Annotated in this window: 21 protein-coding genes and 1 tRNA gene; 15 read left to right on the top strand and 7 right to left on the bottom strand. The window is 57.0% G+C overall.

What is annotated here, in order from left to right; genetic code table 11:
* Positions 1–2 precede the first annotated feature (2 nt).
* Positions 3–668, bottom strand: a complete 666-nt coding sequence (locus tag PKC81_RS03100) for an ATP-binding cassette domain-containing protein (protein ID WP_324333202.1) — start codon at positions 666–668, stop codon at positions 3–5.
* Between the two features lie 42 nt (positions 669–710).
* Here PKC81_RS03100 and PKC81_RS03095 point away from each other — a divergent pair, with 42 nt between their 5' ends.
* The 3 genes from PKC81_RS03095 (at position 711) to PKC81_RS03085 (ending at position 3584) form a co-directional block, all read left to right on the top strand.
* The gene (locus tag PKC81_RS03095; protein ID WP_324333171.1) at positions 711–1406 is read left to right on the top strand and encodes an arylesterase; all 696 of its coding nucleotides are present in this window, start codon (positions 711–713) and stop codon (positions 1404–1406) included.
* Between the two features lie 111 nt (positions 1407–1517).
* Entirely contained in the window at positions 1518–2729 is a 1212-nt protein-coding gene (locus PKC81_RS03090; RefSeq protein WP_115548679.1) for a toxic anion resistance protein, read from the top strand.
* 135 nt (positions 2730–2864) lie between these two features.
* The gene (locus PKC81_RS03085; protein WP_324333170.1) at positions 2865–3584 is read left to right on the top strand and encodes a hypothetical protein; all 720 of its coding nucleotides are present in this window, start codon (positions 2865–2867) and stop codon (positions 3582–3584) included.
* A 14-nt stretch (positions 3585–3598) separates the two neighbouring features.
* On the opposite strand, the gene PKC81_RS03080 is transcribed toward PKC81_RS03085, so the two are convergent.
* Positions 3599–3672, bottom strand: a tRNA-Gln gene (locus PKC81_RS03080).
* Between the two features lie 171 nt (positions 3673–3843).
* Here PKC81_RS03080 and PKC81_RS03075 point away from each other — a divergent pair.
* Together PKC81_RS03075 and PKC81_RS03070 are read left to right on the top strand one after the other, a co-directional pair.
* The gene (locus tag PKC81_RS03075; protein WP_324333169.1) at positions 3844–5007 is read left to right on the top strand and encodes a Ppx/GppA phosphatase family protein; all 1164 of its coding nucleotides are present in this window, start codon (positions 3844–3846) and stop codon (positions 5005–5007) included.
* Positions 5008–5010: 3 nt separating this feature from the next.
* Positions 5011–5697 (top strand): RlmE family RNA methyltransferase, encoded by a 687-nt coding sequence (locus PKC81_RS03070; protein ID WP_324333168.1) that lies wholly within the window; start codon positions 5011–5013, stop codon positions 5695–5697.
* Here PKC81_RS03070 and PKC81_RS03065 read toward each other — a convergent pair whose 3' ends face one another.
* From PKC81_RS03065 to PKC81_RS03055, 3 genes are all read right to left on the bottom strand, one after another.
* Positions 5698–6510: a DsbA family protein gene (locus tag PKC81_RS03065; RefSeq protein WP_324333167.1), complete on the bottom strand. Its 813-nt coding sequence runs from the start codon at positions 6508–6510 to the stop codon at positions 5698–5700. It abuts the gene before it with no gap.
* A gap of 51 nt (positions 6511–6561) precedes the next feature.
* A complete protein-coding gene (locus tag PKC81_RS03060; RefSeq protein ID WP_324333201.1) occupies positions 6562–7935 on the bottom strand; it encodes a M48 family metalloprotease in 1374 nt (457 codons plus the stop codon).
* A gap of 99 nt (positions 7936–8034) precedes the next feature.
* Positions 8035–10611 carry a ribonuclease E/G gene (locus PKC81_RS03055; protein WP_324333166.1) on the bottom strand — a complete coding sequence of 859 codons (2577 nt, stop codon included), beginning with the start codon at positions 10609–10611 and terminating at the stop codon, positions 8035–8037.
* Between the two features lie 413 nt (positions 10612–11024).
* Between PKC81_RS03055 and PKC81_RS03050 the strand changes: the two genes are divergently transcribed.
* From PKC81_RS03050 to PKC81_RS03025, 6 genes are all read left to right on the top strand, one after another.
* Entirely contained in the window at positions 11025–11927 is a 903-nt protein-coding gene (locus PKC81_RS03050) for an N-acetylmuramoyl-L-alanine amidase (protein WP_324333165.1), read from the top strand.
* Positions 11928–12031: 104 nt separating this feature from the next.
* Complete coding sequence (locus tag PKC81_RS03045) at positions 12032–13732, top strand: DNA polymerase III subunit gamma/tau (RefSeq protein ID WP_324333200.1); 1701 nt, start codon at positions 12032–12034, stop codon at positions 13730–13732.
* Complete coding sequence (locus tag PKC81_RS03040) at positions 13729–14064, top strand: YbaB/EbfC family nucleoid-associated protein (RefSeq protein WP_324333164.1); 336 nt, start codon at positions 13729–13731, stop codon at positions 14062–14064. The genes PKC81_RS03045 and PKC81_RS03040 overlap by 4 nt, the downstream gene beginning before the upstream one ends.
* A gap of 116 nt (positions 14065–14180) precedes the next feature.
* Entirely contained in the window at positions 14181–16580 is a 2400-nt protein-coding gene (lon, locus tag PKC81_RS03035; protein ID WP_324333163.1) for an endopeptidase La, read from the top strand.
* 285 nt (positions 16581–16865) lie between these two features.
* Complete coding sequence (locus PKC81_RS03030) at positions 16866–17138, top strand: HU family DNA-binding protein (RefSeq protein ID WP_115548669.1); 273 nt, start codon at positions 16866–16868, stop codon at positions 17136–17138.
* A 139-nt stretch (positions 17139–17277) separates the two neighbouring features.
* Positions 17278–18885 (top strand): hypothetical protein, encoded by a 1608-nt coding sequence (locus PKC81_RS03025; protein ID WP_324333162.1) that lies wholly within the window; start codon positions 17278–17280, stop codon positions 18883–18885.
* A 78-nt stretch (positions 18886–18963) separates the two neighbouring features.
* Here the strand turns inward: PKC81_RS03025 and PKC81_RS03020 are convergent, their stop codons facing one another.
* Entirely contained in the window at positions 18964–19215 is a 252-nt protein-coding gene (locus PKC81_RS03020) for a hypothetical protein (protein WP_324333161.1), read from the bottom strand.
* Positions 19216–19353: 138 nt separating this feature from the next.
* On the opposite strand from PKC81_RS03020, the gene PKC81_RS03015 reads away from it, so the two are divergent.
* Positions 19354–20766, top strand: a complete 1413-nt coding sequence (locus PKC81_RS03015) for a M20/M25/M40 family metallo-hydrolase (RefSeq protein WP_324333160.1) — start codon at positions 19354–19356, stop codon at positions 20764–20766.
* 6 nt (positions 20767–20772) lie between these two features.
* On the opposite strand, the gene PKC81_RS03010 is transcribed toward PKC81_RS03015, so the two are convergent.
* Positions 20773–21177 (bottom strand): hypothetical protein, encoded by a 405-nt coding sequence (locus PKC81_RS03010; protein ID WP_324333159.1) that lies wholly within the window; start codon positions 21175–21177, stop codon positions 20773–20775.
* A gap of 242 nt (positions 21178–21419) precedes the next feature.
* On the opposite strand from PKC81_RS03010, the gene rpsB reads away from it, so the two are divergent.
* The 3 genes from rpsB to pyrH all read left to right on the top strand — a co-directional run bounded on the left by rpsB (position 21420) and on the right by pyrH (position 24168).
* Positions 21420–22232, top strand: coding sequence for a 30S ribosomal protein S2 (rpsB, locus tag PKC81_RS03005; protein WP_324333158.1), 813 nt, complete (start codon positions 21420–21422; stop codon positions 22230–22232).
* A gap of 175 nt (positions 22233–22407) precedes the next feature.
* Positions 22408–23334, top strand: coding sequence for a translation elongation factor Ts (tsf, locus tag PKC81_RS03000; protein WP_324333157.1), 927 nt, complete (start codon positions 22408–22410; stop codon positions 23332–23334).
* Positions 23335–23442: 108 nt separating this feature from the next.
* Positions 23443–24168: a UMP kinase gene (pyrH, locus tag PKC81_RS02995; protein WP_324333156.1), complete on the top strand. Its 726-nt coding sequence runs from the start codon at positions 23443–23445 to the stop codon at positions 24166–24168.
* The last annotated feature ends 3 nt before the right edge of the window (positions 24169–24171 follow it).

The following is a 24171-nucleotide window of genomic DNA, read 5'->3' as shown; positions in this document are numbered from 1 at the left end:
CGTCACGCTTCAACCACCAACCCATCCTGCATCGCAATCACGCGGTCACAGCGGGCAGCAAGAGTGGGATCATGGGTGATAATGAGCAGCGTCGCCCCCAATGCAGCACGCCGTTCGAACAACAGGTCTATAATCGACGATCCGGTCGAGCCATCCAGATTGCCCGTCGGTTCGTCGGCGAAGATGATCTTCGGGGCGGCCGCCATTGCGCGCGCTATCGCCACACGCTGCTGCTCGCCGCCGGAAAGTTGAGAGGGATAGTGGGTCAGACGATGAGCAAGGCCTACCGCTTCCAATTCCTTGGCAGCGCGTCCGAAGGGATCGTCGATGCCTGCCAGTTCCATCGGCACTGCGACATTTTCGAGCGCGGTCATTGTGGGCAGCAGGTGAAAAGCCTGCAACACGATGCCAATGCGTCCGCGCCGTGCGCGGGCTAAAGCATCCTCATCCAGTTCGGTAAAGTTCAAACCGTCGACCAACACCGAACCGCCGCTGGCCCGTTCCAAACCAGCCAACACAGCCATTAGGGAACTTTTGCCTGAACCCGAAGGCCCGAGCAGAGCTACACTGACCCCATAAGGCACCTCGAGATCGACGCCGCGCAAAATTGATACCTGCGCGTCGCTGGCCCCAAGCGTGAGGGTGACATTCGACGCCCGTATCGCCATATCGGGCGCCTCGGTTTGTGTGGCGGACAAGGAGAGTTCCTTATGAAGACGAATTTTACCTTATATGGTGCGGCTTTACTGCTTGTCCAAGCCCTTGCTGCATGCGGGTCTTCACCTGTAGCAACCCCCACAGAGGAAACGGCTCAAATTGCGCCTGCCAAGGTAGAGGCTGCACAATATGACAAGCTCGTCGTGGCATTTGGGGATAGCCTTTATGCGGGGTATCGTCTCGGTCCGACGGAAGGGCTCGCACCTCAGCTTCAGGGAGCGCTCGAAAATGCCGGCATAAAGGCGCGCGTGCACAATGCCGGGGTGTCGGGAGAAACAACTGCAGCGGGCAAGCAACGCCTGACCTTTGTGCTCGATAATCTGGAAAAGAAGCCCGATCTGGTTGTGTTGGGGCTGGGCGGAAACGATATGCTGCGCGGAATCCAGCCCAAGGAAACCGAGGCGAACCTCAAGGCGATGCTCGATGAACTCAAAAAGCGCGATATTGACGTTGTGCTTACGGGTATGTTGGCCGCGCCTAATCTCGGGCCAGACTATGCTGCTGCCTTCAACCCGATCTTTCCCAAACTGGCGAAGCAATATGATGCGCCGCTTTATCCCTTTTTCCTCGACGGTGTGGTTGCCGATCCAAAGCTGATGTTGCCCGATAATATTCATCCCAACGCGCAAGGTGTGGCGAAGGTCGTCGACGGCCTTGCGCCGCTTGTCGAAAAGGCGCTCCAGCCCTGAAACAGCAGGTGTATTAAAAAAATAACACACCAAAGACCGGATTTGCTTGAAATCGCACTGACTGCGTTCCATTTATTCCCTAATATCATTGCCTGAGGAGGATCGACCCGCATGTCGACCAATGAAACCCTGACTGCCACCGAAACCGAGCTGAAGCTCACCCCGCCCGATCCGGTGCCGCCGATTGCTGCCGAAAAGGCGGTCGGGCTGGTTCCCGTCGAGGATGAAGTGAAGGGCAAACTCGCCGAAAAGGTCGAAGGCTATATCGCCGACTTGCTGGCGCAGGATGTGAACAGCCCGGAATTTGGCAAGCGTGTTGACCAGCTAACCAATATGGGTCGCAAGGAAATCATGGAAGCGGCCGGCCAGTCGAACCGCTTTCTCGATAGGCCGATCCGCCAGATGGACGAAACGTCCGGCGTTGGTGCTGACCTTGCCGAACTGCGTCGTACCGTTGAGGATCTGGATCCGTCCAAACGCGGGAATTTGACGACCAAGCAGAAGCTGTTCGGTATCATCCCCTGGGGCAACAAGCTGCGCAACTATTTCGACAGCTATCAAAGCGCGCAGGGCCATATCAGCTCGATCCTCGGCCGCCTTGCCAATGGCAAGGATGAGTTGCTGATGGACAACGCCGCGATCGACGTTGAGCGCCAGAATCTGTGGAAGGCGATGGGCAAGCTTGAGCAGATGATCCTGATATCGAAGCAGCTCGACGGGCGGTTGGAGGAGAAGGCCGCCGAATTGGAGCTTTCCGATCCGGCCAAGGCAAAGGCGATCCGCGAAACCGCACTCTTTTATGTCCGCCAGCGCCATCAGGATTTGCTGACGCAAATGGCTGTGACGGTGCAGGGCTATCTGGCGATGGACCTGGTCAAGAAGAACAATGTCGAACTGGTAAAGGGCGTCGATCGCGCCTCGACCACCACTGTCGGCGCACTGCGCACTGCGGTTACCGTCGCGCAGGCGATGACCAACCAGCGTCTGGTTCTCGGCCAGATTACTGCCCTCAACACCACAACGGCCAATATCATCGATAGCACCGGAAAGTTGCTTCGCGAGAATACGGCAGCGATCCACGAACAGGCGGCGGCATCGACCATTCCGCTCGAAACGCTGAGCCGCGCGTTCCAGAATATCTATGACACGATGGACGCAATCGATACCTTCAAGGTCAAAGCTCTTGAAAGCATGAAGCAGACGTCGGAGGCGCTTGAAAAGGAAGTTGAAAAGTCGAAAGGCTATATTGCGCGTGCAGAAGGAGCGGCGCAGGCCAAATTGGGTGCGACCGAAACCAACCTGTTGAGCTCGCTGGAGGCGTAAGAACTTATTATGACTAAACCATTTTTCGTCATTCCCGCGAAGGCGGGAATCCATCACCTGCCGTTGAAACTTGTACCACCGGTGATGGACCCCCGCCTTCGCGGGGGTGACGAGTGAATTGATAGAGTATTGCTCGTGAACTCACCCGCCTCACAATCCGATGAAATCCTCGACAGTGCGCGCCGTTCGCTGAAACGTGTCCGCATGGGGCCACCCATCGGCACGAAATCGCGGGCACTGCGCCGGGCGCATTTCTTCGGCAAGCTTGCACGTACGGGCGTTGTGGTTGGCGGCTTGCTGATCGGGGCAGGGATAGTTGGCGCTATCATCGACGGCATCGGTTTCTGGGGCGTGATGATTACCGGCGTGCTGGGCGCGGCAGCGGTCTATGCGCTGATGCGCTATCCAGAAATGCCGATGCCCACCACCGAATCGTTGCGTCAGACCGATCTCGGTACGCTTGCGGGAAAAACCGAAATCTGGCTGGAGGCGCAGCGCCCTGCTTTGCCTGCTCCGGCCATTCCGGTTGTGCAGAATATTGGCTTGCGGCTCGATGCGTTGGCGCCGCAATTGCAGACATTGGCTGAAACCGACCCGGCTTCGCGCGAGGTGCGCAAGCTGGTCGGCGAGCATCTGCCCGAACTGATCAACGGCTATAAACGCATCCCCGAACCGTTGCGGCGGCAGGACAATGGCGGCAAGACGCCGGAACAGCAATTGGTCGACGGTCTGAAGCGGATTGATCGCGAAATCGAGACGATGACCGGCCAGATCGCGCGCGGCGAACTCGACAAGCTGGCGACCCGCGAACGCTTCCTTGAAATCCGTTACGACGGAGCGAGCGAAACCGCTTGATTCTGTAAGGAAAATGGTTCCCCGGTAAGGATTCGAACCTCAATAGACGGAGTCAGAGTCCGTAGTCTTACCGTTAGACGACCGGGGAATGTGGGGAGCGCCATTAGGCTGACGGTAGCTGGCTGTCAATCGGCTGGATGCCGCTTTTCGATGCATTCAGCCAATTCTCTTGAAAAATTAATCTGTTCGCGGTATTTCTGCCCTCAAGTACCGGGCGGCATTTCCCGCTTTCGGATAAAAGATAAGAGAAGAATCGGCCATGGGCGAGCAGATCGCACCATCGCCGCAAAAAGGCGGAAAGGGCAAAGGCGCCCGTAAAAAGGGGCCAAACCGTCGCAAATCCGCCGATGCGGCAACAGGAGGAGCCTCGCGTGAATCGAACGCGAAGGCAGATCCTGAATTTCCAAAGGAAAACCGTTTTGGTGATACATCCAATCGTGGCAGCTGGCTGGGCAAAACTGCCTATGCCGCACTCGATTTGGGTACCAACAACTGCCGCTTGTTGATCGCTCGCGCGGCGAACGACGGCTTTACCGTGGTCGACGCATTTTCGCGCGTAGTGCGCCTGGGTGAAGGGCTGAATTCGACTGGCAAGATGAGCGAAGCGGCGATGGACCGTGCGATTGAGGCGCTGTCGGTTTGCGCCGACAAGCTCAAGCGCCGCAATGTTGTGCTCGCCCGCTCTGTCGCCACCGAGGCGTGCCGCCAGGCTTTGAACGGTGTTGAATTTATCGAACGTGTGAAGCGTGAAACGGGCATCGTGTTGGATGTTATCAGCCCCAAGGAAGAGGCCCGCCTTGCGGTCATGGGATGCCACGCCTTGCTGGAAGAAGGCGAAGGGCCAGCGATGATTTTCGATATTGGTGGCGGTTCGACCGAACTGGTGCTGGTTTCGACCGATGGTGCAACACCTGAAATTCTTGACTGGGCCAGCGTGCCTTGGGGCGTTGTTTCGCTGACAGAAAGTGAGGCGCACCGGGGTGACGATGAGCATTCGCTGCAGGAAACCTATGCCGCCATGCGCGCCAAGGTGCGCGAGAGCTTCGCCGAATTCGCCTCGCGTCTGCCCGTGGGTCAGGGCGATCACCGTCTGATGGGCACATCGGGCACGGTCACGACGCTGGCGAGCGTTTATCTAAACCTGCCTAGCTATGACCGGCGGCAGATCGACGGCTTGCATTTGCCTACCTCAGCCATGCGCGAAATCAGCCAGACACTAGCCGCCCGCCCACCCAAAGGCCGAGCTGAATTCCCGACCATCGGACAGGAGCGGGCTGATTTGGTGGTAGCTGGGTGTGCGATATTGGAGACAATTTTTGATATCTGGCCGGGAGAACGTCTCGGAGTAGCCGATCGCGGCATCCGCGAAGGCATATTGCGCGCATTGATGGCCAGCGACGCCCGTCGGCGGAAACGGCGGTAGGCGGTGACAAAATTCACATTTGGCGGAAACCGTTCCGGTCGCAGCACAACGGGCAAGGAACGGGTAAAGACCGCGAAACGCCGCAGTCCGCAGTCGGCGCGCTGGCTCGAGCGTCAGCTCAACGATCCTTATGTCAAACGGGCCCAATCCGAAGGCTATCGCAGCCGGGCGGCCTATAAGCTGATCGAACTCGATGAGAAATTCGGTTTTTTGAGAGGCAAGAAGGCAGTTGTCGATCTGGGCATAGCACCGGGCGGTTGGGCGCAGGTAGTCCGTCGTCGGCTGCCAAAGGCGAAGGTATCAGGAATAGACTTGCTGCCAGTTGATCCGATCGAGGGCGTGACACTTTTCGAAATGGATTTCATGGATGATCGCGCGCCTGAGTTGCTGGTAGAGGCACTTGGGCAGGCGCCTGACCTGATCATATCCGATATGGCGGCCAACACCGTCGGTCATAAGCAGACCGACCATTTGCGCACCATGGGGCTGGTGGAGGCTGCTGCGCATTTCGCCGTTGAAGTGCTGCAACCAGGCGGCGATTTTGTTGCCAAGGTTTTTGCGGGCGGCACTGATCCCGAACTTCTGGCGTTGCTCAAATCGAACTTCGTCAGTGTGAAGCATGCGAAGCCACCAGCCAGCCGCAAAGGCTCGGTCGAATGGTATGTGGTGGCGCAGGGGAAGAAAGGCTAATTAGCCTTTTTTGCGAGCCTTTTCGACAGCAGCCTTCAACGCTTCATATCCTAGAGCGCCTTCGAGAATCTGGTCGCCGATGATGAAGGTTGGCGTGCCGTTGAAGCCGATCTGCTGCATCATCGCCAAGTTGCGTTCGATTTCGGCCTTCACCTCTGGAGAAGCTGCATCCTTTGCCGCCTGATCCATGTTCAGGCCAGCGCGCCGGGCAGCGGCGGTGATCGACTGTTCGTTGGCGGGGCCCGCCGCAAACATCGCGTCGTGGAACGCTTTGTGCTTGCCCTGTTTGGCTGCGGCCAGTGCCCAGCGTGCCGCATCGCGGCTGCTGGCGGCGAGGATCGGCAATTCACGGTAAACGATCTTCACGTCCTTTTCGCTGCCGATAAGGCGATTCAGATCGGCAACGCTCGAGCGGCAGAATCCGCAATTATAATCTGTAAATTCAACGACTGTGATCGTACCGTTCGGATTACCGCCGACTGCGCCCGGGAAAGGCTGGGTTATTGCACTGCCGGCAGCGTCCATCCTTTTGGCCAATTCGCGCTTTTGCAGGATTTCGACAGCCTCGGTTATAATCTCGGGGTTTTCAAGGATGTAAGCGCGCACAATAGCTTCGGTCGCCGCGCGTTCCTTGTCGTTGATCCCTGCGGCCGAAATGGCGCGATCTGCATCGGCCTTTGCGTAAGCGGTCGTGTCCCCGCGGACCATTTCTTCCTTGCTGGTGAAGAAATAGATGCCAGCAGCGATCAAGAGAGCTGCCCCCAGTAGAGCAAAGATCAGGGGAAGGCGGCGGTTGGTCTGTTGCTGGTCCATAAACAAATACCTAGCTTCTTTGCCGATGCCAGACCAGCGGATTAACCGAAATCAACGCTTTCGCTTTTCCATCTTCTGCACCTGCGCCTCTGCGACCAGCTTCACATCCTGTGCCCTGATCCAGTCGTGGGAATATTCTGCAAGGCCCGCCATCGCAGTTGCTGCATTGGGCAAGGCGAGTTGGGGGGCGCCTTCCATCAGATAGCGTTCCGCACTGGCCAAGGCTGCTCGGGGTTCATCGCCCAGCGCCTGATAGACGACGCCCAGTTGATACCAGGCGAAGGGATTGTTGTTATCCTTGGAGACAGCGGCCTTCAGGACACGTTCCGCCTCGGCTAAATTGTCCTTGTTCTCGGTGGCGATGAGGGCATGACCGAACACAGCGGCGATAAGCGGCTGATTTCCGGTCAAGTCGACAGCCTTGCGCAGCGAAGTCAGGGCCTCATTGGGTTTTCCGGATTCGAGCAGAATCTGGCCCTGCAATTCTAGGAAATAGGGGTCGCTAGGATTTTTGGCTATGAGGTTGTTTGCCTCGGAGAGGGCCTTTTCCGGATAGGCCGCTTTGTGCCACGCATAGGCCCTGGCGTAGAGCGCTGGCACGCTCTTGTCAGTCTCTGGATAGTCGCGCAAGGTTGTATTTGGGTCCGCTATATAGCCTTGCAGTTTTGCCTTAACGCGCTTGAAGTCGGCTTCCCACTTGGGGTTGAGCGGTGCATTCCAGGCAGGATCAGCTTTGTACGTATCTTCCAATACTGTGATGCGCTCGCCCGACAAAGGGTGGGTGCGATCATAGCTGTCGACTTGCGGGATACCGAGGCGAAACTCGTAATTCTGCAATTTTTTGAAAAAGTTGATCGAGCCGCGGCCCGTTATGCCTGCCGCCGAGAGATAACGGGCCCCCGATGAATCGGCAACGCTCTCCTGCACGCGGCTGAATGCCAGGAATTTGCCCAAGGCCGCCTGCTGGCCAGCCGCCATGATTCCCATGCCGGCCTCTCCAGCACCGGCGGCAATCGCGGCCGCCGCCAGAATGAGGCTGGCGATGGAAATATTGCCGGCCTTCTCCATGCCCTCGCTATAGCGAATGACGTGGCCGCCTTCGATATGGCCAAGTTCATGCGCGATAACACCCTGAACTTCATTGGCTGTGGTCGCAGCATGGATAAGACCACTATGCAGGTACACCGTCTGCCCACCCGCAACAAATGCGTTGATCGATTTGTCGTTGATGAGCACGACGTCGACATTGACCGGATTTAGCCCTGCTGCGCGGATCAGCGGTTCAGAGATTTCATCGAAAAAGGCTTCGGTTTCGGCATCGCGCAATACCGACTGGGCGTGGACTGGTTGCAGGCACAATGCCGTCGCGGCGATTGCCGCAAACAGCTTTGAAAAAACACGAAACAGCCGTTCGCCCTCAAACATGTTCATGATGTGCACGGGTGGCGATGAATGGCGGATGAAGCCGAAACCGCGCCGGCCCGATAAACGCATGCAACGTAATATCGGGCCGGGCAGCGCAAATCAGCCAAAAGTACGCTGCCACCATCCGCGGCGCGGTCCGTCACCGGATTCGTCCGATTCCCCGTCGGCAGAAGTTTCTACCTTGGGTTCGGCGTCCGCTTTCTTGCTGGTGCGGCGTGGTTTTTTGGTTGGAGCAGGGGCTGCTTCGTCTGTCGCTGCAGCTACAGTTTCTGCCTCGGCCTTGGCTCTCGCTTTTGGCGCGCGACGGACTTTGGGTTTTTCAGCAACTTCAGGCTCTTCGGCAGCAGCTTCCGCATCGGCCGCCACCTCGGCAACCTCTGCAGTTTTCGCCTTTCGGCTAGCCCGTTTGGGTTTTGACGGAGATTGAGGCTCGACCGGCTGGGCTACCTCGACGGGCGCCTCGTCGGTCGAAACTTCTTCAGCAGCTGTTTCTGGATCACTCGAAGTTTTCCGGCGACCGCCACGCGAACGGCGTGGTTTGCGCGCAGGTTCGGTTTCAGCCGTTTCTTCGCCACTGTCGTTTTCGGCAGGCTCAGGGACATCACCCTCGGCACCTTCCTCGGCCGAGGCAGATTGTTCGTCGCGCTCCCGATTGCGTCCACCGCGGCGTCCACGGCGGCGGCGTTTGCGCTTGCCATTGCGGTCTTCACGGCTGCTGTCTTCTGCTCGTTCCTCGACTTCGTCGGTTTCGACTTCATCCTCGATTTCTTCGATATCGTCATCATCGTCGTCAAAATCGACAATCGGTGCAGGAATAGCAGGGCGTTCAGGGCGTGGACCACTGGCGGTCACAACCATTTTTGCGCCTTCTACCTCGCCATTGGGAAGAACTTCGACGCGGACATGATAGCGATCCTCAATCTCGGCAAGCTCAGCCCGCTTGTTGTTGAGGATGTAGATGGTCGCCTCCTGGCTGGCCTGCAACGAAATCTGGCTGCCATGGCCACGAGCCGATTCTTCTTCGATCAGGCGAAGTGCCGAAAGGGCAGAGGAAGAAGCCGTGCGGACCAGTCCGGTGCCTTCGCAATGGGGGCAGACACGGGTGGAGGCTTCAAGCACGCCGGTGCGCAAACGCTGACGGCTCATTTCCATCAGGCCAAAGCTGGAGATGCGGCCCACCTGGATGCGCGCGCGGTCGTTTTTCAACGCTTCCTTCATCGCCCGCTCAACCTTGCGGGCGTTGGAATGGTGATCCATGTCGATAAAGTCGATCACAACCAGACCAGCCATATCGCGCAGGCGCAACTGGCGGGCGATTTCTCGTGCGGCTTCGAGATTGGTCGCTAGCGCCGTCTGCTCGATACCATGTTCCTTGGTCGAGCGGCCTGAGTTGATGTCGATCGAAACCAGCGCTTCGGTCGGGTTGATGACGATATAGCCGCCTGATTTCAGCTGCACGACCGGATTGTACATAGCGTTTAGCTGATCCTCGACGCCGTAGCGCTGGAAGAGCGAAACCGGATCGGCATAATGCTGCACCCGCTTGGCGTGGCTCGGCATCAGCAGCTTCATGAAGTCTTTCGCTGCCTTGTAGCCATCGGCACCTTCGACAAGCACGTCGTCGATATCTTTATTGTAGATATCGCGGATCGCGCGCTTGACGAGATCGCTGTCCGAATGGATCAGCATCGGCGCTGCGCCCTTCAATGTGCGCTCGCGAATTTCGTCCCACAGGCGAGCGAGGTAATCAAAGTCGCGTTTGATTTCAGGCTTCGTACGGGCGAGGCCTGCGGTGCGGATGATGCAGCCCATGGTGGCGGGCAGCTTCAGATCGGAAATGATCGATTTCAGCCGTTTTCGATCCGATGCGCTCGAAATTTTCCGGCTTATGCCGCCGCCATGGCTGGTGTTGGGCATCAACACGCAATAGCGTCCGGCGAGGCTGAGATAGGTGGTGAGGGCAGCGCCCTTGTTGCCGCGTTCTTCTTTCACGACTTGCACCAGCAGCACCTGGCGCCGATGAATTACGTCCTGAATTTTGTAGCGGCGACGCAGGTTCAGGCGCTTTGCTCGCGCTTCGTCGCTGGCGCGCGGGGCATTGCTTCTGCCGCCACGACCGCGGCGGCGGCGACCGCGCTGATCCTTGCGACCGTCATTGTCGTCATCCGGCGATGAATCGCGTTCAGGATAATCTTCGCCATTATCGTCGCCATTGGCTTCAAGATCGGGCTCTTCACCTTCGGTAATGTCGATCGTGTCGATGCGATCATCGCTTTCAACCTCGATGAAATCCGGATCTTCCTCGTCATGCGCTTCGGATCGCATGATGCCGGTGGGTTCGTCTTCTTCAGCCTCTTCCTGCTCACGAAGAGCAGCTTCTTCGGCAGCCGCAGCCGCCTCTTCCGCGAGCAGGCGTTCACGGTCCTCTTTAGGGATCTGATAATAGTCAGGGTGGATTTCGCTGAAAGCGAGAAAACCGTGCCGGTTGCCACCATAGTCGACAAATGCCGCTTGCAGCGACGGTTCGACCCTGGTGACCTTGGCTAGATAGATGTTTCCCTTGAGTTGCTTATGTTCAGCCGACTCAAAGTCGAATTCCTCAATCGTGTTCCCTTTTACGACGGCTACGCGGGTCTCCTCCCGGTGGCGCGCGTCGATGAGCATGCGCGTTTTCATTATAAATTCTCCGAGCCTCCCATTGCTCCGCCTTTAGCAGGAACCGGGGGGCCATATTTTCTGAAAGTGATCCGGCATCGTCCGCAGCAAAGACTTCATTGCCTGCTGTATTCAATGACGGGGAATGTACGAATGTGTCTGCTGCATAGGCACCGCGGGCGCAATTCGCGCGGGCGTAATTTGCCGCCAACGCACCGAACCCCGTGGGGACGGCGGAAGGGGAAATTTCATGCCACATGCAACATCAACCTGTTTTATACCGAAAAGTCAGTCTGTTCGGCGTCTTGGTGGACTAGACTTATCAAAGTCATAGCTCCAGCTTTATGTGCTAGCACCCCTATGTCTGGCGGGCAAGTGGCGGCGGCGAAAAATTCCCTCGACCGAATGTCCTATTTTGCGCAAAAGCCGTTTCAATGATGATCAGCGCTTTCCTTGCACTTCTGATTACGGCTGCGCAGCCAATGGCGACGTCATCCGCTGTTGATGCATGGATCCGCACAGTTTTCGGCAAGGTTGCTCAAGCATTCCGGTCGGAACCGCCCCGGCGACGCTATGAAGTCACTGCACCCATCGGAAAGGGAGTGGCACGTGGATTGCCCAAAATATACGGGCGGGCGGATGCCCGCCTGCCTTTGGTGGTCATCGATGCCGGGCATGGAGGCCACGATCCGGGTGCGATCAATTCGCTGTCCGGCGAGCGCGAGAAGGATGTGACGTTGGCAATTGCCCGCGGCATTAGAGACGAACTTGTCGACACAGGGCGCGTGCGCGTCGCACTCACACGCGAAGGGGATAGTTTCCTCATATTGCAATATCGCTATGGCATTGCCCGCAAAATGAAAGCGGATCTCTTTCTTTCAATTCATGCCGATGCGGCTGGCAATCCTGAGGCGAGGGGAGGAACGGTGTATACCTTGTCAGAGGTTGCCTCCGACCGCGAAGCACAGCGGCTGGCTGCGCGCGAAAATCGGGCTGATGTCCTAAATGGCGTCAATCTTGGCAGGCAGGATCAGGAAGTATCGTCAATCCTGATAGACCTGACCCAGCGCGAAACCATGAACATTTCTGCAAGTTTTGCCAAATTGCTGATCCGCGAAGCAAAACCCAATATGCTGCTGCGCGAAAAGCCCCATAAATTCGCATCATTCATTGTACTCAAGGCACCTGACACGCCCTCTGTACTTTTCGAAACCGGCTATATCAGCAATGTGGATGACGCTGTCTTCCTGTCTTCGCGTGAGGGCCAGCAAAAGGTTGCGCGTGCCGTGACCAGCGCGGTGCAGGCCCATTTTGCCCGCCGCTTGGCGCGCGACTGAAATAGCCCTTCGACAAAATAATCTGTCGGGCCTATCGGAACAATATGGACGATTCATCCTCATCTGCTCTCGACGAACCCCGCTTCGCCCTGCGCGAACCGGATATGCCCGAAGATGCGCTGGGGCTCGGTCTGCCTGAGGCGCCGAAAGCTGCTGCAGCATCGCCCTATCGGGTGCTTGCGCGCAAATATCGTCCGCAGAATTTCGCCGAACTGATCGGTCAGGATGCGATGGTGCAAACGCTGGGGAACGCGATCAAGCGCGGTCGTCTGGCGCATGCCTTCCTGATGACGGGTGTGCGTGGGGTCGGCAAAACCTCGACCGCGCGCCTCATCGCCAAGGCGCTGAACTGTATCGGGCCGGACGGGCACGGTGGCCCGACCATCGATCCGTGCGGGGTATGCGAGCCCTGTCGTGCGATTGCCGAAGGTCGCCATATCGACGTTATCGAGATGGACGCCGCAAGTCACACGGGTGTTGACGATGTCCGCGAGATTATTGAGGCGGTGCGCTACGCCGCCGTGTCGGCGCGCTACAAAATCTACATCATCGACGAAGTGCACATGCTGTCGAAAAATGCTTTCAATGCGTTGTTGAAGACGCTCGAGGAACCCCCGGCACATGTGAAGTTCCTGTTTGCGACGACCGAGGTGAACAAGGTTCCAATCACAGTGTTATCGCGGTGCCAGCGCTTTGATCTGAAACGTATCCCGGCGGAAATGCTGGCCGTACATTTCGAAGAAATCTGCGTAAAAGAAGGTGTTGCCGCCGAAGCAGAGGCGCTACGCCTAGTAGCGCAAGCGGCTGAGGGGTCGGTACGAGACGGCTTGTCCATCCTGGACCAGGCCATTGCACACGCCGATCTTGCCGCGGACGACAGCGGGGCAGAAGCGCGCGTCGAGGCTGCGCAGGTGCGCAATATGCTCGGCCTATCTGATCGGGCTGCCGTGCGCAGGCTGTTTGGCCTTTTGCTGGAAGGAAATTCGCAGGCAGTGCTTGATGAGGCGCGCAACCAGTATCAGTTGGGCGTCGAACCAGCTGCAACACTTGCCGGTCTTTTGCGAGAGGTTCATTTGGTGACTCTCGCCAAAATCGGCAGTCCATCGGACGCCGCTTTGCCCGAAGAGGCGCGCGCGCAGATCGACGAATGGGCAGGGCGTTTGTCTTTCCCGCTGCTCCACCGTCTCTGGCAATTGCTGCTGAAGGGGCATGAGGAGGTCCGTCAAGCAAGTCTGCCGCTCGAATGCTGCGACATGGCCCTGCTGCGTGTGCTTCATGGCGCGTCAATGCCAGATCCTGGTGAACTTGCACGGCTGTTACAACAGGGCGGAGTACCATTACAGACATCTGCAGCCAGCATTCCCTCTCCGGCTGCCGACAATGCTCCTAGTGTTCCGACTTCGGCTTTCCCTTCTGATTTCAAGGCACTCGTCGAAGCGCTCGATCGCGGAGGCCACCCCAATGTCGCGGCGACGTTGCATGATGTAGTGCGGCTGGTCAGCTATGCTCCGCCGCGCCTCCAGTTCCAGCTCGCTGGCCCGGTACATCAGGGATTTGGCGCTGATCTGAATGACGCGCTGTTCCGTCTGACGGGCACGCGCTGGGAAATTGCCGAAACCCCGGGCGATGCCCAGCCAAGTCTGTACGAACAGGAACAGGCCGTCCGCGCCGCGCAGGACACAGAAATTCTGGAATCCCCGCTCGTCAAGGCTGCACTCGCTGCCTTTCCCGAGGCCGAAGTGCATGTTGACGGGCGGACGATACACTCTCCCCACGAAGCAGAAATCCGGAGCTTAAGAGCATGAAAAGCATCGAAGAGATGATGAAAGCGGCGCAGGAAGCCGCGCAAACCATCCAGAAGCAGATGGAGGAAGCGCAGGGCAAGCTTGATACAATTGAGGTTGAAGGTGTTTCCGGTGGTGGACTGGTCAAGGTCCGCGCCAGCGCCAAAGGCCGGATCATATCGCTAGCCATCGATGACAGCCTGATGGTGCCCGCCGACAAACAGATGCTTGAAGACCTTGTTGTGGCCGCATTCAACGATGCGCGGGAAAAAGCCGACGCCGCCAGCAACAGCGAAATGGGCAAGATGACCAGCGGTTTGCCGCTGCCGCCGGGCTTCAAACTGCCTTTTTGAGGCGCTTTTCCCCAGCTTTTCTCGCTATTTCGCCGCTATGCCGTTGAACCGGGAAAAATCACGCTCATATTGATGCCAAGTTTCCGCACCGCCTTTCGGTGCGGGCCGGAGTGAATATGATGCAATCTCTTCCCCTTTTGCCCCTGCGCGACATCGTCGTGTTTCCGGGTATGGTCGTGCCGCTTTTCGTCGGCCGCGACAAATCAGTGATCGCACTTGAAAAGGCGATGGCGGCGGACAAGGAAATTTTCCTGGTCACGCAGCTCGACCCTGCCGAAGATGATCCGGACTATGACGATCTTTACACGGTAGGCGTGTCTGCGTCCGTGATGCAGTTGCTGAAACTTCCCGACGGCACCGTGCGCGTGCTCGTTGAAGGCAAGCAGCGGGCGAACCTTCTGCGCCTGCATCAGCGCGCGGCAGACTATGTCGAAGCCGAGGTCGAACTTATCGAGACAAAAGCCACCGAGGGTCCGGAAACAACGGCGCTGATGCGGTCTGTGGTTGAACAGTTCGAAAACTATTCGAAGCTCAACAAAAAGGTTCCTTCTGAAACTGCAGTGCAGCTCGCCGAAATCGAAGACGCTGCGCAGCTGGCCGACGCGGTGGCTGCGAACATCAACCTCAAGGTTTCGGACAAGCAAGCGCTACTTGTGGAAGCCGATCCGTTGAAGCGCCTCGAAATGTCCTTCGCCTTCATGGAAGGCGAATTGGGCGTGTTGCAGGTCGAAAAGAAGATCCGCGGCCGCGTGAAGCGTCAGATGGAGAAATCTCAGCGCGAATATTATCTCAACGAGCAGCTGAAAGCGATCCAGCGCGAGCTGGGCAATGGGGATGAAGAGGGCGGCGACGAGCTGGCCGAACTGCAGACCAAGATCGACACGCTGAAGCTATCGAAGGAAGCCAAAGCCAAGGCGCAGGCCGAAATGAAGAAGCTGCGCAGCATGGCGCCGATGTCGGCCGAAGCAACCGTTGTGCGCAACTATCTGGATTCGCTGCTCGGCATACCCTGGGGCAAGAAATCAAAGTTGAAGCGCGATATCGCCAAGGCACAGGACATTCTCGATGCCGATCACTTTGCGCTCGAGAAGGTCAAGGACCGCATTGTCGAGTATCTGGCGGTGCAAGCGCGCACCAACAAGCTGAAGGGTCCGATCCTCTGCCTCGTTGGCCCTCCGGGTGTCGGCAAAACCTCGCTTGGCAAGTCGATTGCCAAAGCGACCGGGCGCGAATTCATCCGTCAGTCGCTGGGTGGGGTTCGTGATGAAGCCGAAATCCGCGGGCACCGTCGCACCTATATCGGCTCAATGCCGGGCAAGATCGCTTCGAACCTGAAAAAGGCGGGGACGATGAACCCGCTGTTCCTGCTCGACGAAATTGACAAGCTTGGTCAGGATTTCCGCGGTGATCCGGCATCGGCGCTGCTCGAAGTGCTTGATCCCGAACAGAACAACAAGTTCAACGACCATTATCTGGAAATCGACCTTGATTTGTCGGACGTGATGTTCGTGACCACCGCGAACAGCATGAACCTGCCGCAGCCGTTGCTTGACCGAATGGAGATCATCCGGCTTGAGGGTTACACCGAGGATGAAAAGCTCGAAATCGCCAAGCGTCACTTGGTGGAAAAGCAGGTCGAGGCGCATGGCTTGAAAAAAGGCGAGTTTGAAGTCAGCGATGATGGGCTGCGCGACCTGATCCGGTACTACACGCGGGAGGCTGGCGTTCGTACGCTTGAGCGTGAGATTGCCAAGCTGGCCCGCAAGGCGCTGCGTCGCATCCTCGAAGGTAAGGCGAAGAGTGTTTCGATCACGCCGGAAAATCTGGCTGAATTTTCAGGTGTTCGCAAATATCGCCACGGTATCGGTGAGGATGAAAACCAGATTGGTGCGGTAACCGGGCTCGCTTGGACCGAGGTTGGTGGCGAGCTGCTGACCATCGAGGCAGTTACCGTTGGCGGTAAGGGCCAAATCAAGACGACCGGCAAGCTGGGCGAAGTAATGTCGGAGTCGATTCAGGCGGCGCTGAGCTACGTAAAGGCCCGTGCGCCGAGCTATGGCATCAAACCATCGATCTTCAATCGCAAGGATGTGCACATCCACTTGCCCGAGGGGGCCGTGCCCAAGGACGGCCCTTCGGCCGGTATAGGCATGGTTACGGCGATCGTCTCGACATTGACTGGCGTCGCCGTGCATCGCGATGTCGCCATGACAGGCGAAGTCACTTTGCGTGGACGAGTGTTGCCGATTGGCGGGTTGAAAGAGAAACTGCTTGCGGCATTGCGCGGCGGCATCAAGACGGTTCTGATCCCGCAGGAGAATGAAAAGGATCTTGCCGAGATACCAGCAAATATAAAGGAAGGTCTGGAGATCATCCCGGTAACCCATGTCGACCAGGTATTGGCGCGTGCATTGGTTTCGCCGCTTGATCCTGTGGAGTGGACCGAAGCAGACGAACTGGCGGCTTTGCAACCGCTCGCACCAACTGCTGCTCCGGGTTCAGCGGTCACTCACTGATCCATCAGACTGTGAATCGAGATGCGGGACGCGATGTTGAATGACGTTGCGTCTCGCTGCGTTTTTGCCCGTTACACAGTGATTTGACGTCAAGGCGCGATGGATTTTACGCGTTTCGTCTCACTTATCGACAGATTATCCGTCAATTCGCCGAAAAGCGCGGTTTTTTGCGGATATTTCCTTTGACAGAGGGCTGTTTCTACTCCTTATTCCCGCTCCGGCCCAGCCGCGATTCCTTCCCGGAATTGGTCCATAATATTCATTTGAGAGGGGGATCCCGATACTATGAACAAGAATGATCTCGTCGCAGCCGTTGCAGATGCAAGTGGCCTGAGCAAAACCGATGCAGGCAAGGCAGTGGAAGCTACCTTTGACGCCATCACAAAGGCGCTCAAAAAGGGTGGCGAAGTTCGCCTCGTAGGCTTTGGCACCTTTGCTGTAGCCAAGCGCAAGGCTTCGACCGGCCGCAACCCGCGCACCGGTGAAGAGATGAAGATCCCTGCCTCGAACCAGCCCAAGTTCAAGGCTGGCAAGGCACTCAAGGATGCCGTGAACTAAGTTTCACAAATCTTTTTGGAAATAGGAAAGGGCGGGGCTTCGGCACCGCCCTTTTTTACATCCATAGTTATATTCACCATATTGTGCTGTGCGCGATTGGTGCATATCGACGTGGAATGCAATTAAGCTGGGGAGTTTTATGCACAAATTAGTCAAAATGTCAGCGCTGGCATTGTTATTGTCCACATCATCGGCGGCATTTGCCGAATGGAAGGTGGCGACGTCGGGCTTGCTGACGGTTTACAGCGAAGAAGATGAAGCGTCGCTCAAGGAAACCGTCACCAACATCGAAGTGTATCACCGTTTGCTGAAGGCCTATTCGCAATCCAAAAAGGAAGGCAGCCCGTTGAGGCTGACCGTATTTTTGTTGCGCGATACGACTGCGCTGCAATCCTTCCTTCCGGGCGACAATCAGGGTCTGCTGGGATTCTACAGTGCAACCGAACGTGGACCTTATCTGGTTTCGGTGCGTCGATCGGTGCGCCCGACGGGAACGCGCAAGGCGGTCGCCGACAATTCCAAGGATGCGGCGCCAAAGATATTGCAGCATGAATATGGCCACCATTTCATGTACCAGTATTTTCCTGGCCTCTATCCGACATGGTATAGCGAAGGCTTTGCCGAATATTACGGATCGATGGATTTTCTGCCGAATAACGTGGTTGAAGTAGGACACGCGCCTTTTTATCGCATGGATGTCATCCGCAGCGGCTGGTACCCGATGCGCAAGCTTTTGACTGCAAAAAGCTATGCCGATGTCGGGGACAGTTTGCGCAACCTTTACGCCCAAGGATGGCTGCTGACCCATTATGCGGCTTCAAATCCGGAACGCGGTAAGCAGTTGAACCAGTATCTGGTGGCGATCACGCAAGGCGTCAAATATGACGAAGCTGCCAAGGCTGCTTTCGGTGCCGATATCGATAAGCTCGACGACGAGATGAAGGCGCATGCGAAGAATCTGACAGCCAAGCGCTTGTCGCTAAAACCAATGGATGTCGGTCCGATTACAATTCGATCGTTGACCAAGGGCGAAGCGGCGATGCTGCAGACGGAAATGCGCTTGAACTCGTCTTTTGAACGATCGGTATTGCCGCTCGTTGTGCGCACCGGTCGGCAAGTCATCAAGGACAACCCAACAGATTTAGGTGCGATGATGACCCAGTTGGAGGTTGAGCGTCTTGCGGAAAATTTCGACGAAGCGGTTGCTCTTGCCGACCGGATTCTTGCACTGTCCCCGAACAATGCAAAGGCGATGGCCATAAAGGGGATGGTGCAAGTTGACAAATTGCTTGCCGCCAAGTCGACCGATGACGCGGCATTTGCCGAAGCGCGCAAGCCTATCCGTGCCGCGATCAAGATCGATCCGAATCTGGCGACTGCGCATGTGGGGCTTTACAAAAGCTATTCGCTGCGCGGTATCCTGCCCCCGGCCGAGGCGCAAAATGGTTTGATGAAGGCGCATCAACTGATCCCGCGCGATCGGGACATCCGCTATATGCTCGCCAAGGACTTCGAAGATCGTGGATTTATCGAAGATGCCATTTTCATAATCGAACCGGATGCCTTTGGGGCACTGGACGGCGATGAGAAAAAGGATGAGCGTCAAAAGAAGAAGGATCGCAAGCGGCTGCAGTGGCTGGCGGACAATTATACGGGTGTTGTTGTCCGCGAAGACGCAAAGGACATGTACGAAAGGTTGATTGCCAAAAAGGCTGCGGCCGATGGGGAAGCGAAGCTGACAAGCTGAGGCTTGAATTGGCTATCAAGAAAAAGGCGGGGTGCATCCCCGCCTTTTTTCGTTGAACCCAATATTCTGCTGGAAGGTTCAGGCGGCGCACAGTCGGCCAAAAGTGAATGCCTGCTGTTCGGGCTGTGGCTCCAGCTCATTAACGACAACGAGGCGGACGCGCTGGCCTGTATAACGCACAGCGCCCAAGCGAATAATCCGCTCGACTGGCGTTCCGCGCATGGCAGCTACTTGGCCAATACGTTCCCATTTCTGTGCCAGCGTCGAGAGGATGGCATAAACTGCAAGCAGGAAAGCAGTGGCGAAAAATGCGGCAGCAATGAACGACATTTGAATCCTCCGAATCACCGTTATTTCCTTATATGTTCTATATTTGTTCTATATTGTCAATTGGAAAATTCGGCGATTGAAAACATCCGACGCGAACGATAGCCTGATTTCAATATCTAGGTAATTTGGGGGGAGCAGATGCTGCTTGGAAAATGGATGATTGCTGCGGGTTTTGCATCCTTGGCGACCGGGAGTGCGACGGCACAAACGTTGCGGCCCGATCAGGCCGCGTTCCGAGAACTTTATGCCGAACTGGTCAACACCAACACGGCCTATTCGAACGGCAGTTGCACCGTCGCTGCCGAACAATTGGCAAAGCGCATGTACGATGCCGGTTTCACCAAAGACGAGGCGCGGGTCATTGTTGTCCCAGGCTATGAACGTGAAGGCAACCTGGTTGCCGAGTACAAGGGCACATCGAAAACACTGAAGCCGATGTTGCTGCTGGCACATATTGATGTGGTCGAAGCAAAGCGAGAGGACTGGACGCGAGACCCATTCACCCTGGTAGAGGAGGATGGGTTTTTCTTCGCAAGGGGGGTGGCCGACGACAAGGTGCAAGCCGCTATCTGGGTCGATAGCCTGAACCGCTTCAAGCAAGCGGGCTATCGGCCCAAGCGCACCATCAAGGTGGCGGCAACCTGCGGCGAAGAAAGTTCAAGCAAGGCGCTGAACGGGGCGGAATGGCTTGCGCGCAACATGCCCGAAACTTTGTCTGCAGAATTCGCATTGAATGAAGGCGGCGGTGGCAGGCTCGACAAGAATGGCAAGCCACAATTTCTTGCGATCCAGGTCGGTGAAAAGGCCAACCGCATATTTGAGTTGGAGACCACCAATCCCGGCGGCCATAGCTCCGTACCGCGCCCGGACAACGCGGTTTACGACCTGGCAGAGGCTATTGTCGCCGTAAAGCGGCTGGGCTTTCCGGTGCAGTTGAACGATACAACGCGTGCATTTCTGAAACAGATGTCCCCAACCGCGCCAGCAGCGGGACAAAAGGCGATTGCGGATTTGCTGGCAGACGAAGGCAATGTGCAGGCGGCGGCAATCCTGTCGGCTGATCCTGTAATGAACTCGACCCTGCGCACAACATGTGTGGCGACAATGCTCGAAGCCGGGCACGCGCCCAATGCATTGCCGCAGCGGGCCAAAGGCGTTGTTAACTGCCGCATAGTTCCCACGATGACGACCGAAGCCACGCAGGCGGCCATTGAAGCAGCAATCGCCAACCCTCGTGTCAAGGTGACGCTGCGTAAACCCCATCGGCCGATGGCCGTGCCGCCGCCGCTCGACAAGCGCATTCTTGATCCGGCGATCAAGCTGGCGGAGGAAATTTTCCCAGGCGTGCCGTTGGTTCCGACGATGTCGACGGGGGCGACCGATGCGACGATGACGGCGCTGATCAATATCCCAACTTATGGGATTCCGGGTATCTTTTATGAAGCCGATGGTGGCGGGGTGCACGGGCTCAATGAGCGTCTGCGAGTCAAATCAGTTTATGACGGGCGCGATTATCTGCACCGGTTGGTGCAAATCTATGCAGACAAATAGCCGGCGTTAGTTGGCGTCGATCTTTCCGCGCCGAGCGGCGAACCATTCGCGTAACATCGCCTGGGTGCATCCGGTGAAGCCGCCTGTGCCCACGACCGAGCAGCTGTTCGGGCGCATGGGCCGTGCTTCTTCGTCCAGGCTTTCGACTGCTGACGTCCAGGATTGGCTGGCTGCGGCCTCTTCCTCGCCTTTGCGCAAGTCTTTGGGAATGCGATAACGATCGCTTTCGGGCGCTGTGGCGCAGACGACGATTTCGTCAGGATCAACAGCCTCAGGACATTTTTCTTCGCCAAAGGTAGCGAGGAACGAGATTTTCTCGGGCGGCTGGGTAGCACTGCCTCGAAGCATATCGTCGGCTTGCGCTGAAGGAGCTAATGCTGTTGCGAGGAGAGGAAGCAGGATGCGGGTCACAATTTTTCCAGGCGATCGATGTTGGGCGGATCGCTCTCTCCGCTCTTCCGCGTCATGAAGTGAACGATGGATTAATCCGGCCGGTATTGCAGAAATTCTGCAGCAGGCTTGACGAATCCCAGCGTTGCAGCTAACGGCCCGCCCATTCCACATGGAAAGCGCACATCACCGGTGCCTTTGCCGTAACCAGCTTGCGGCCTTGGTTCTTGCTTTCCAGAGGTTCAACCGGAAGGAGAAAGACTATGGCGGCACCTGTCGTCACTATGCACCAATTGCTTGAGGCCGGAGCACATTTCGGCCACCAGACCCATCGTTGGAACCCGCGCATGAAGCCGTATATCTTCGGCGCACGCAACGGTGTTCACATTCTTGACCTCAGCCAAACTGTTCCGCTTTTTGCGCGTGCGCTCGACTTTGTTTCGTCGACCGTGCAGGCAGGCGGCAAGGTCCTGTTCGTCGGTACCAAGCGCCAGGCGCAGGGACCGATTGCTGATGCGGCGCGCGCTTCGGGCCAGCATTTCGTCAACCACCGCTGGCTGGGCGGCATGCTCACCAACTGGAAGACGGTTTCGAACTCGATCAAGAAGCTGAAGACGCTGGAAGAGCAGCTTTCGGGTGAAACTTCGGGTTTCACCAAGAAGGAAATCCTTCAGATGACCCGCGAACGCGACAAGCTGGAGCTTTCGCTCGGCGGCATCCGCGATATGGGCGGCATTCCGGACGTGATGTTCGTGATCGACGCCAACAAGGAAGAACTCGCCATCAAGGAAGCCAATGTTCTTGGTATTCCCGTCATTGCAATCCTCGATTCGAACGTATCGCCCGATGGCATTGCATTCCCGGTTCCGGCGAATGACGACGCAGCCCGCGCGATCCGCCTCTATTGCGAAGCTATCGCTACCGCATCGAGCAAGGGCAACACTGGCGCTGCTGTAGCACGCGGTGAAGATCTTGGCGCAATGGTAGAACCGCCGGTTGAAGCCGCGGTTGTCGAAGTTGCGGCTGAAGAAGCCTCCGCCGCCGAAGCCAGCGCAGAAGCTGCCCCGGAAGCGTAACAAAAATAGTGTCATTCCCGCGGGGCCGAAGGCGACCGGAGGTCAAAGCGGGAATCCACGGCCTGACATTCCGGTTTTAACCGAGGCTTTAGGTCATGGATCCCCGATGATTTCGGGGATGACATGTTTCTGGACCTGACTGGTCCTGCCAAACCAAAGTCGAAAGGACAAGATAATGTCTGCAATTACCGCTGCTGCCGTCAAGGATCTGCGCGAACGTTCGGGCGCTGGCATGATGGATGCCAAAAAGGCGCTGGAAGAAACCAATGGCGATATGGAAGCCGCCGTCGATTTGCTGCGCGCCAAGGGCCTGGCCACTGCCGCGAAGAAATCGAGCCGCACGGCTGCCGAAGGTCTTGTCGGCGTTGCTGTTGATGGCACCAAGGGTACCGCAGTCGAAGTCAACAGCCAGACTGACTTCGTTGCCAAAAACGAACAGTTCCAGGATTTCGTCCGCAAGGTGACCGGCGTTGCGCTTGGCGTTGGCGCCAATGATGCTGAAACCATCCTTGCTGCCGCTTATCCCGATGGTGGTTCGGTGCAGGAAGTGTTGACCAACAACATTGCAACCATCGGTGAAAATCAGGTCATCCGTCGTGCCCGCACCATTTCGGTGACCAACGGTCGCGTCGTTTCTTACGTCCACAATGCCGCCACCGCTGGCATGGGCGGTATCGGCGTTCTCGTCGCACTTGAAAGCGAAGCCGATGCGGCAACGCTCGACGGCCTCGGCAAGCAGCTGGCGATGCACATCGCAGCCGCTTTCCCGCTCGCGCTCGACGAATCCGGCCTCGATCAGGAAACGATGGACCGCGAAGCCGCGATTGCCCGTGAAAAGGCTGCTGAAAGCGGCAAGCCTGCTGAAATCGTCGAAAAGATGGTTGAAGGTGCGATGAAGAAGTTTGCGAAAGAAAACGCGCTTCTCTCACAGCTGTTCGTCATCGACAACAAGACACCGATTTCGGAAGTCGTTGCCCAGGCTGGCAAGGCTGCTGGCAAAGACATCAAGCTGGTCGACTATGTCCGTTACCAGCTTGGTGAGGGCATCGAAAAGGAAGTCTCTGACTTCGCCGCTGAAGTGGCTGCCGCCGTCGGCGCGTAAAAATCGGGCTATCCTCTGCAGGGCAGGGGATAAGGCCTTGGCGATATGGCGCTCCGCTCTTATAGCAGGGCGCCATTATTGCATCTGCAGTTGGGGAAAGAGGATTTTATGGCCGATGGCCGTTATCGCCGTGTGCTTTTGAAACTGTCCGGCGAAGTGCTGATGGGTGATCAGGCGTTCGGAATCGACCCCGATACCGTCGCCCGCGTTGCTGCTGAAGTGAAGGCGGCAAAGGATACCGGGCTTGAACTGTGTTTGGTCATCGGAGGCGGCAATATCTTCCGCGGTATGGCAGGTGCCGCCAAGGGTATGGATCGGGCCCAGGCCGATTATATGGGCATGCTCGCCACGGTTATGAATGCGTTGGCGATGCAGAATGCGCTTGAGCAACTGGGCGTGCAGACCCGCGTGCAGTCGGCGATTGAGATGGACAAGGTGTGCGAACCAGTGATCCGCAGGCGCGCCGAGCGGCATCTCGAAAAAGGCCGCATCGTGATCTTCGCGGCTGGCGTGGGCGCACCCTATTTCACGACAGACAGCGGTGCCGCACTTCGCGCCGCAGAAATGAAATGTGATGCGTTGCTCAAAGGAACCTCGGTCGACGGCGTCTATGACGCCGACCCGAAAAAGGTTGCGACAGCAAAGCGTTATGAAACATTAAGTTATGATCGTGTCCTTTCAGACAATCTGAAGGTGATGGATGCAAGCGCCGTGGCGCTATGCCGCGACAACTCAATCCCGATCGTGGTGTTTTCAATCCGCGAACAGGGCAATATCCTCAAGGTGCTTGATGGAAGCGGCACCTTCACCGTAGTCACTCAAGAAAAGGATTGAACC

Origin of the sequence: Sphingorhabdus sp. (genome assembly GCF_035329025.1) — a bacterium.
In the GTDB taxonomy this organism is placed as follows: domain Bacteria; phylum Pseudomonadota; class Alphaproteobacteria; order Sphingomonadales; family Sphingomonadaceae; genus Sphingorhabdus_B.
Note: the sequence above shows the minus strand (reverse complement) of the source record. Positions and strands in the feature narration are given on the sequence as shown.

What these genes read in the sequence shown, in the direction of transcription:
- PKC81_RS03100 (WP_324333202.1), bottom strand. Translation starts at nt 668, where the DNA reads ATGGCGATACGGGCGTCGAATGTCACCCTCACGCTTGGGGCCAGCGAC.
- PKC81_RS03095 (WP_324333171.1), top strand. Translation starts at nt 711, where the DNA reads ATGAAGACGAATTTTACCTTATATGGTGCGGCTTTACTGCTTGTCCAA.
- PKC81_RS03090 (WP_115548679.1), top strand. Translation starts at nt 1,518, where the DNA reads ATGTCGACCAATGAAACCCTGACTGCCACCGAAACCGAGCTGAAGCTC.
- PKC81_RS03075 (WP_324333169.1), top strand. Translation starts at nt 3,844, where the DNA reads ATGGGCGAGCAGATCGCACCATCGCCGCAAAAAGGCGGAAAGGGCAAA.
- PKC81_RS03065 (WP_324333167.1), bottom strand. Translation starts at nt 6,510, where the DNA reads ATGGACCAGCAACAGACCAACCGCCGCCTTCCCCTGATCTTTGCTCTA.
- PKC81_RS03060 (WP_324333201.1), bottom strand. Translation starts at nt 7,935, where the DNA reads ATGTTTGAGGGCGAACGGCTGTTTCGTGTTTTTTCAAAGCTGTTTGCG.
- PKC81_RS03055 (WP_324333166.1), bottom strand. Translation starts at nt 10,611, where the DNA reads ATGAAAACGCGCATGCTCATCGACGCGCGCCACCGGGAGGAGACCCGC.
- PKC81_RS03050 (WP_324333165.1), top strand. Translation starts at nt 11,025, where the DNA reads ATGATGATCAGCGCTTTCCTTGCACTTCTGATTACGGCTGCGCAGCCA.
- PKC81_RS03045 (WP_324333200.1), top strand. Translation starts at nt 12,032, where the DNA reads ATGCCCGAAGATGCGCTGGGGCTCGGTCTGCCTGAGGCGCCGAAAGCT.
- PKC81_RS03040 (WP_324333164.1), top strand. Translation starts at nt 13,729, where the DNA reads ATGAAAAGCATCGAAGAGATGATGAAAGCGGCGCAGGAAGCCGCGCAA.
- lon (WP_324333163.1), top strand. Translation starts at nt 14,181, where the DNA reads ATGATGCAATCTCTTCCCCTTTTGCCCCTGCGCGACATCGTCGTGTTT.
- PKC81_RS03030 (WP_115548669.1), top strand. Translation starts at nt 16,866, where the DNA reads ATGAACAAGAATGATCTCGTCGCAGCCGTTGCAGATGCAAGTGGCCTG.
- PKC81_RS03025 (WP_324333162.1), top strand. Translation starts at nt 17,278, where the DNA reads ATGCACAAATTAGTCAAAATGTCAGCGCTGGCATTGTTATTGTCCACA.
- PKC81_RS03020 (WP_324333161.1), bottom strand. Translation starts at nt 19,215, where the DNA reads ATGTCGTTCATTGCTGCCGCATTTTTCGCCACTGCTTTCCTGCTTGCA.
- PKC81_RS03015 (WP_324333160.1), top strand. Translation starts at nt 19,354, where the DNA reads ATGCTGCTTGGAAAATGGATGATTGCTGCGGGTTTTGCATCCTTGGCG.
- rpsB (WP_324333158.1), top strand. Translation starts at nt 21,420, where the DNA reads ATGGCGGCACCTGTCGTCACTATGCACCAATTGCTTGAGGCCGGAGCA.
- tsf (WP_324333157.1), top strand. Translation starts at nt 22,408, where the DNA reads ATGTCTGCAATTACCGCTGCTGCCGTCAAGGATCTGCGCGAACGTTCG.
- pyrH (WP_324333156.1), top strand. Translation starts at nt 23,443, where the DNA reads ATGGCCGATGGCCGTTATCGCCGTGTGCTTTTGAAACTGTCCGGCGAA.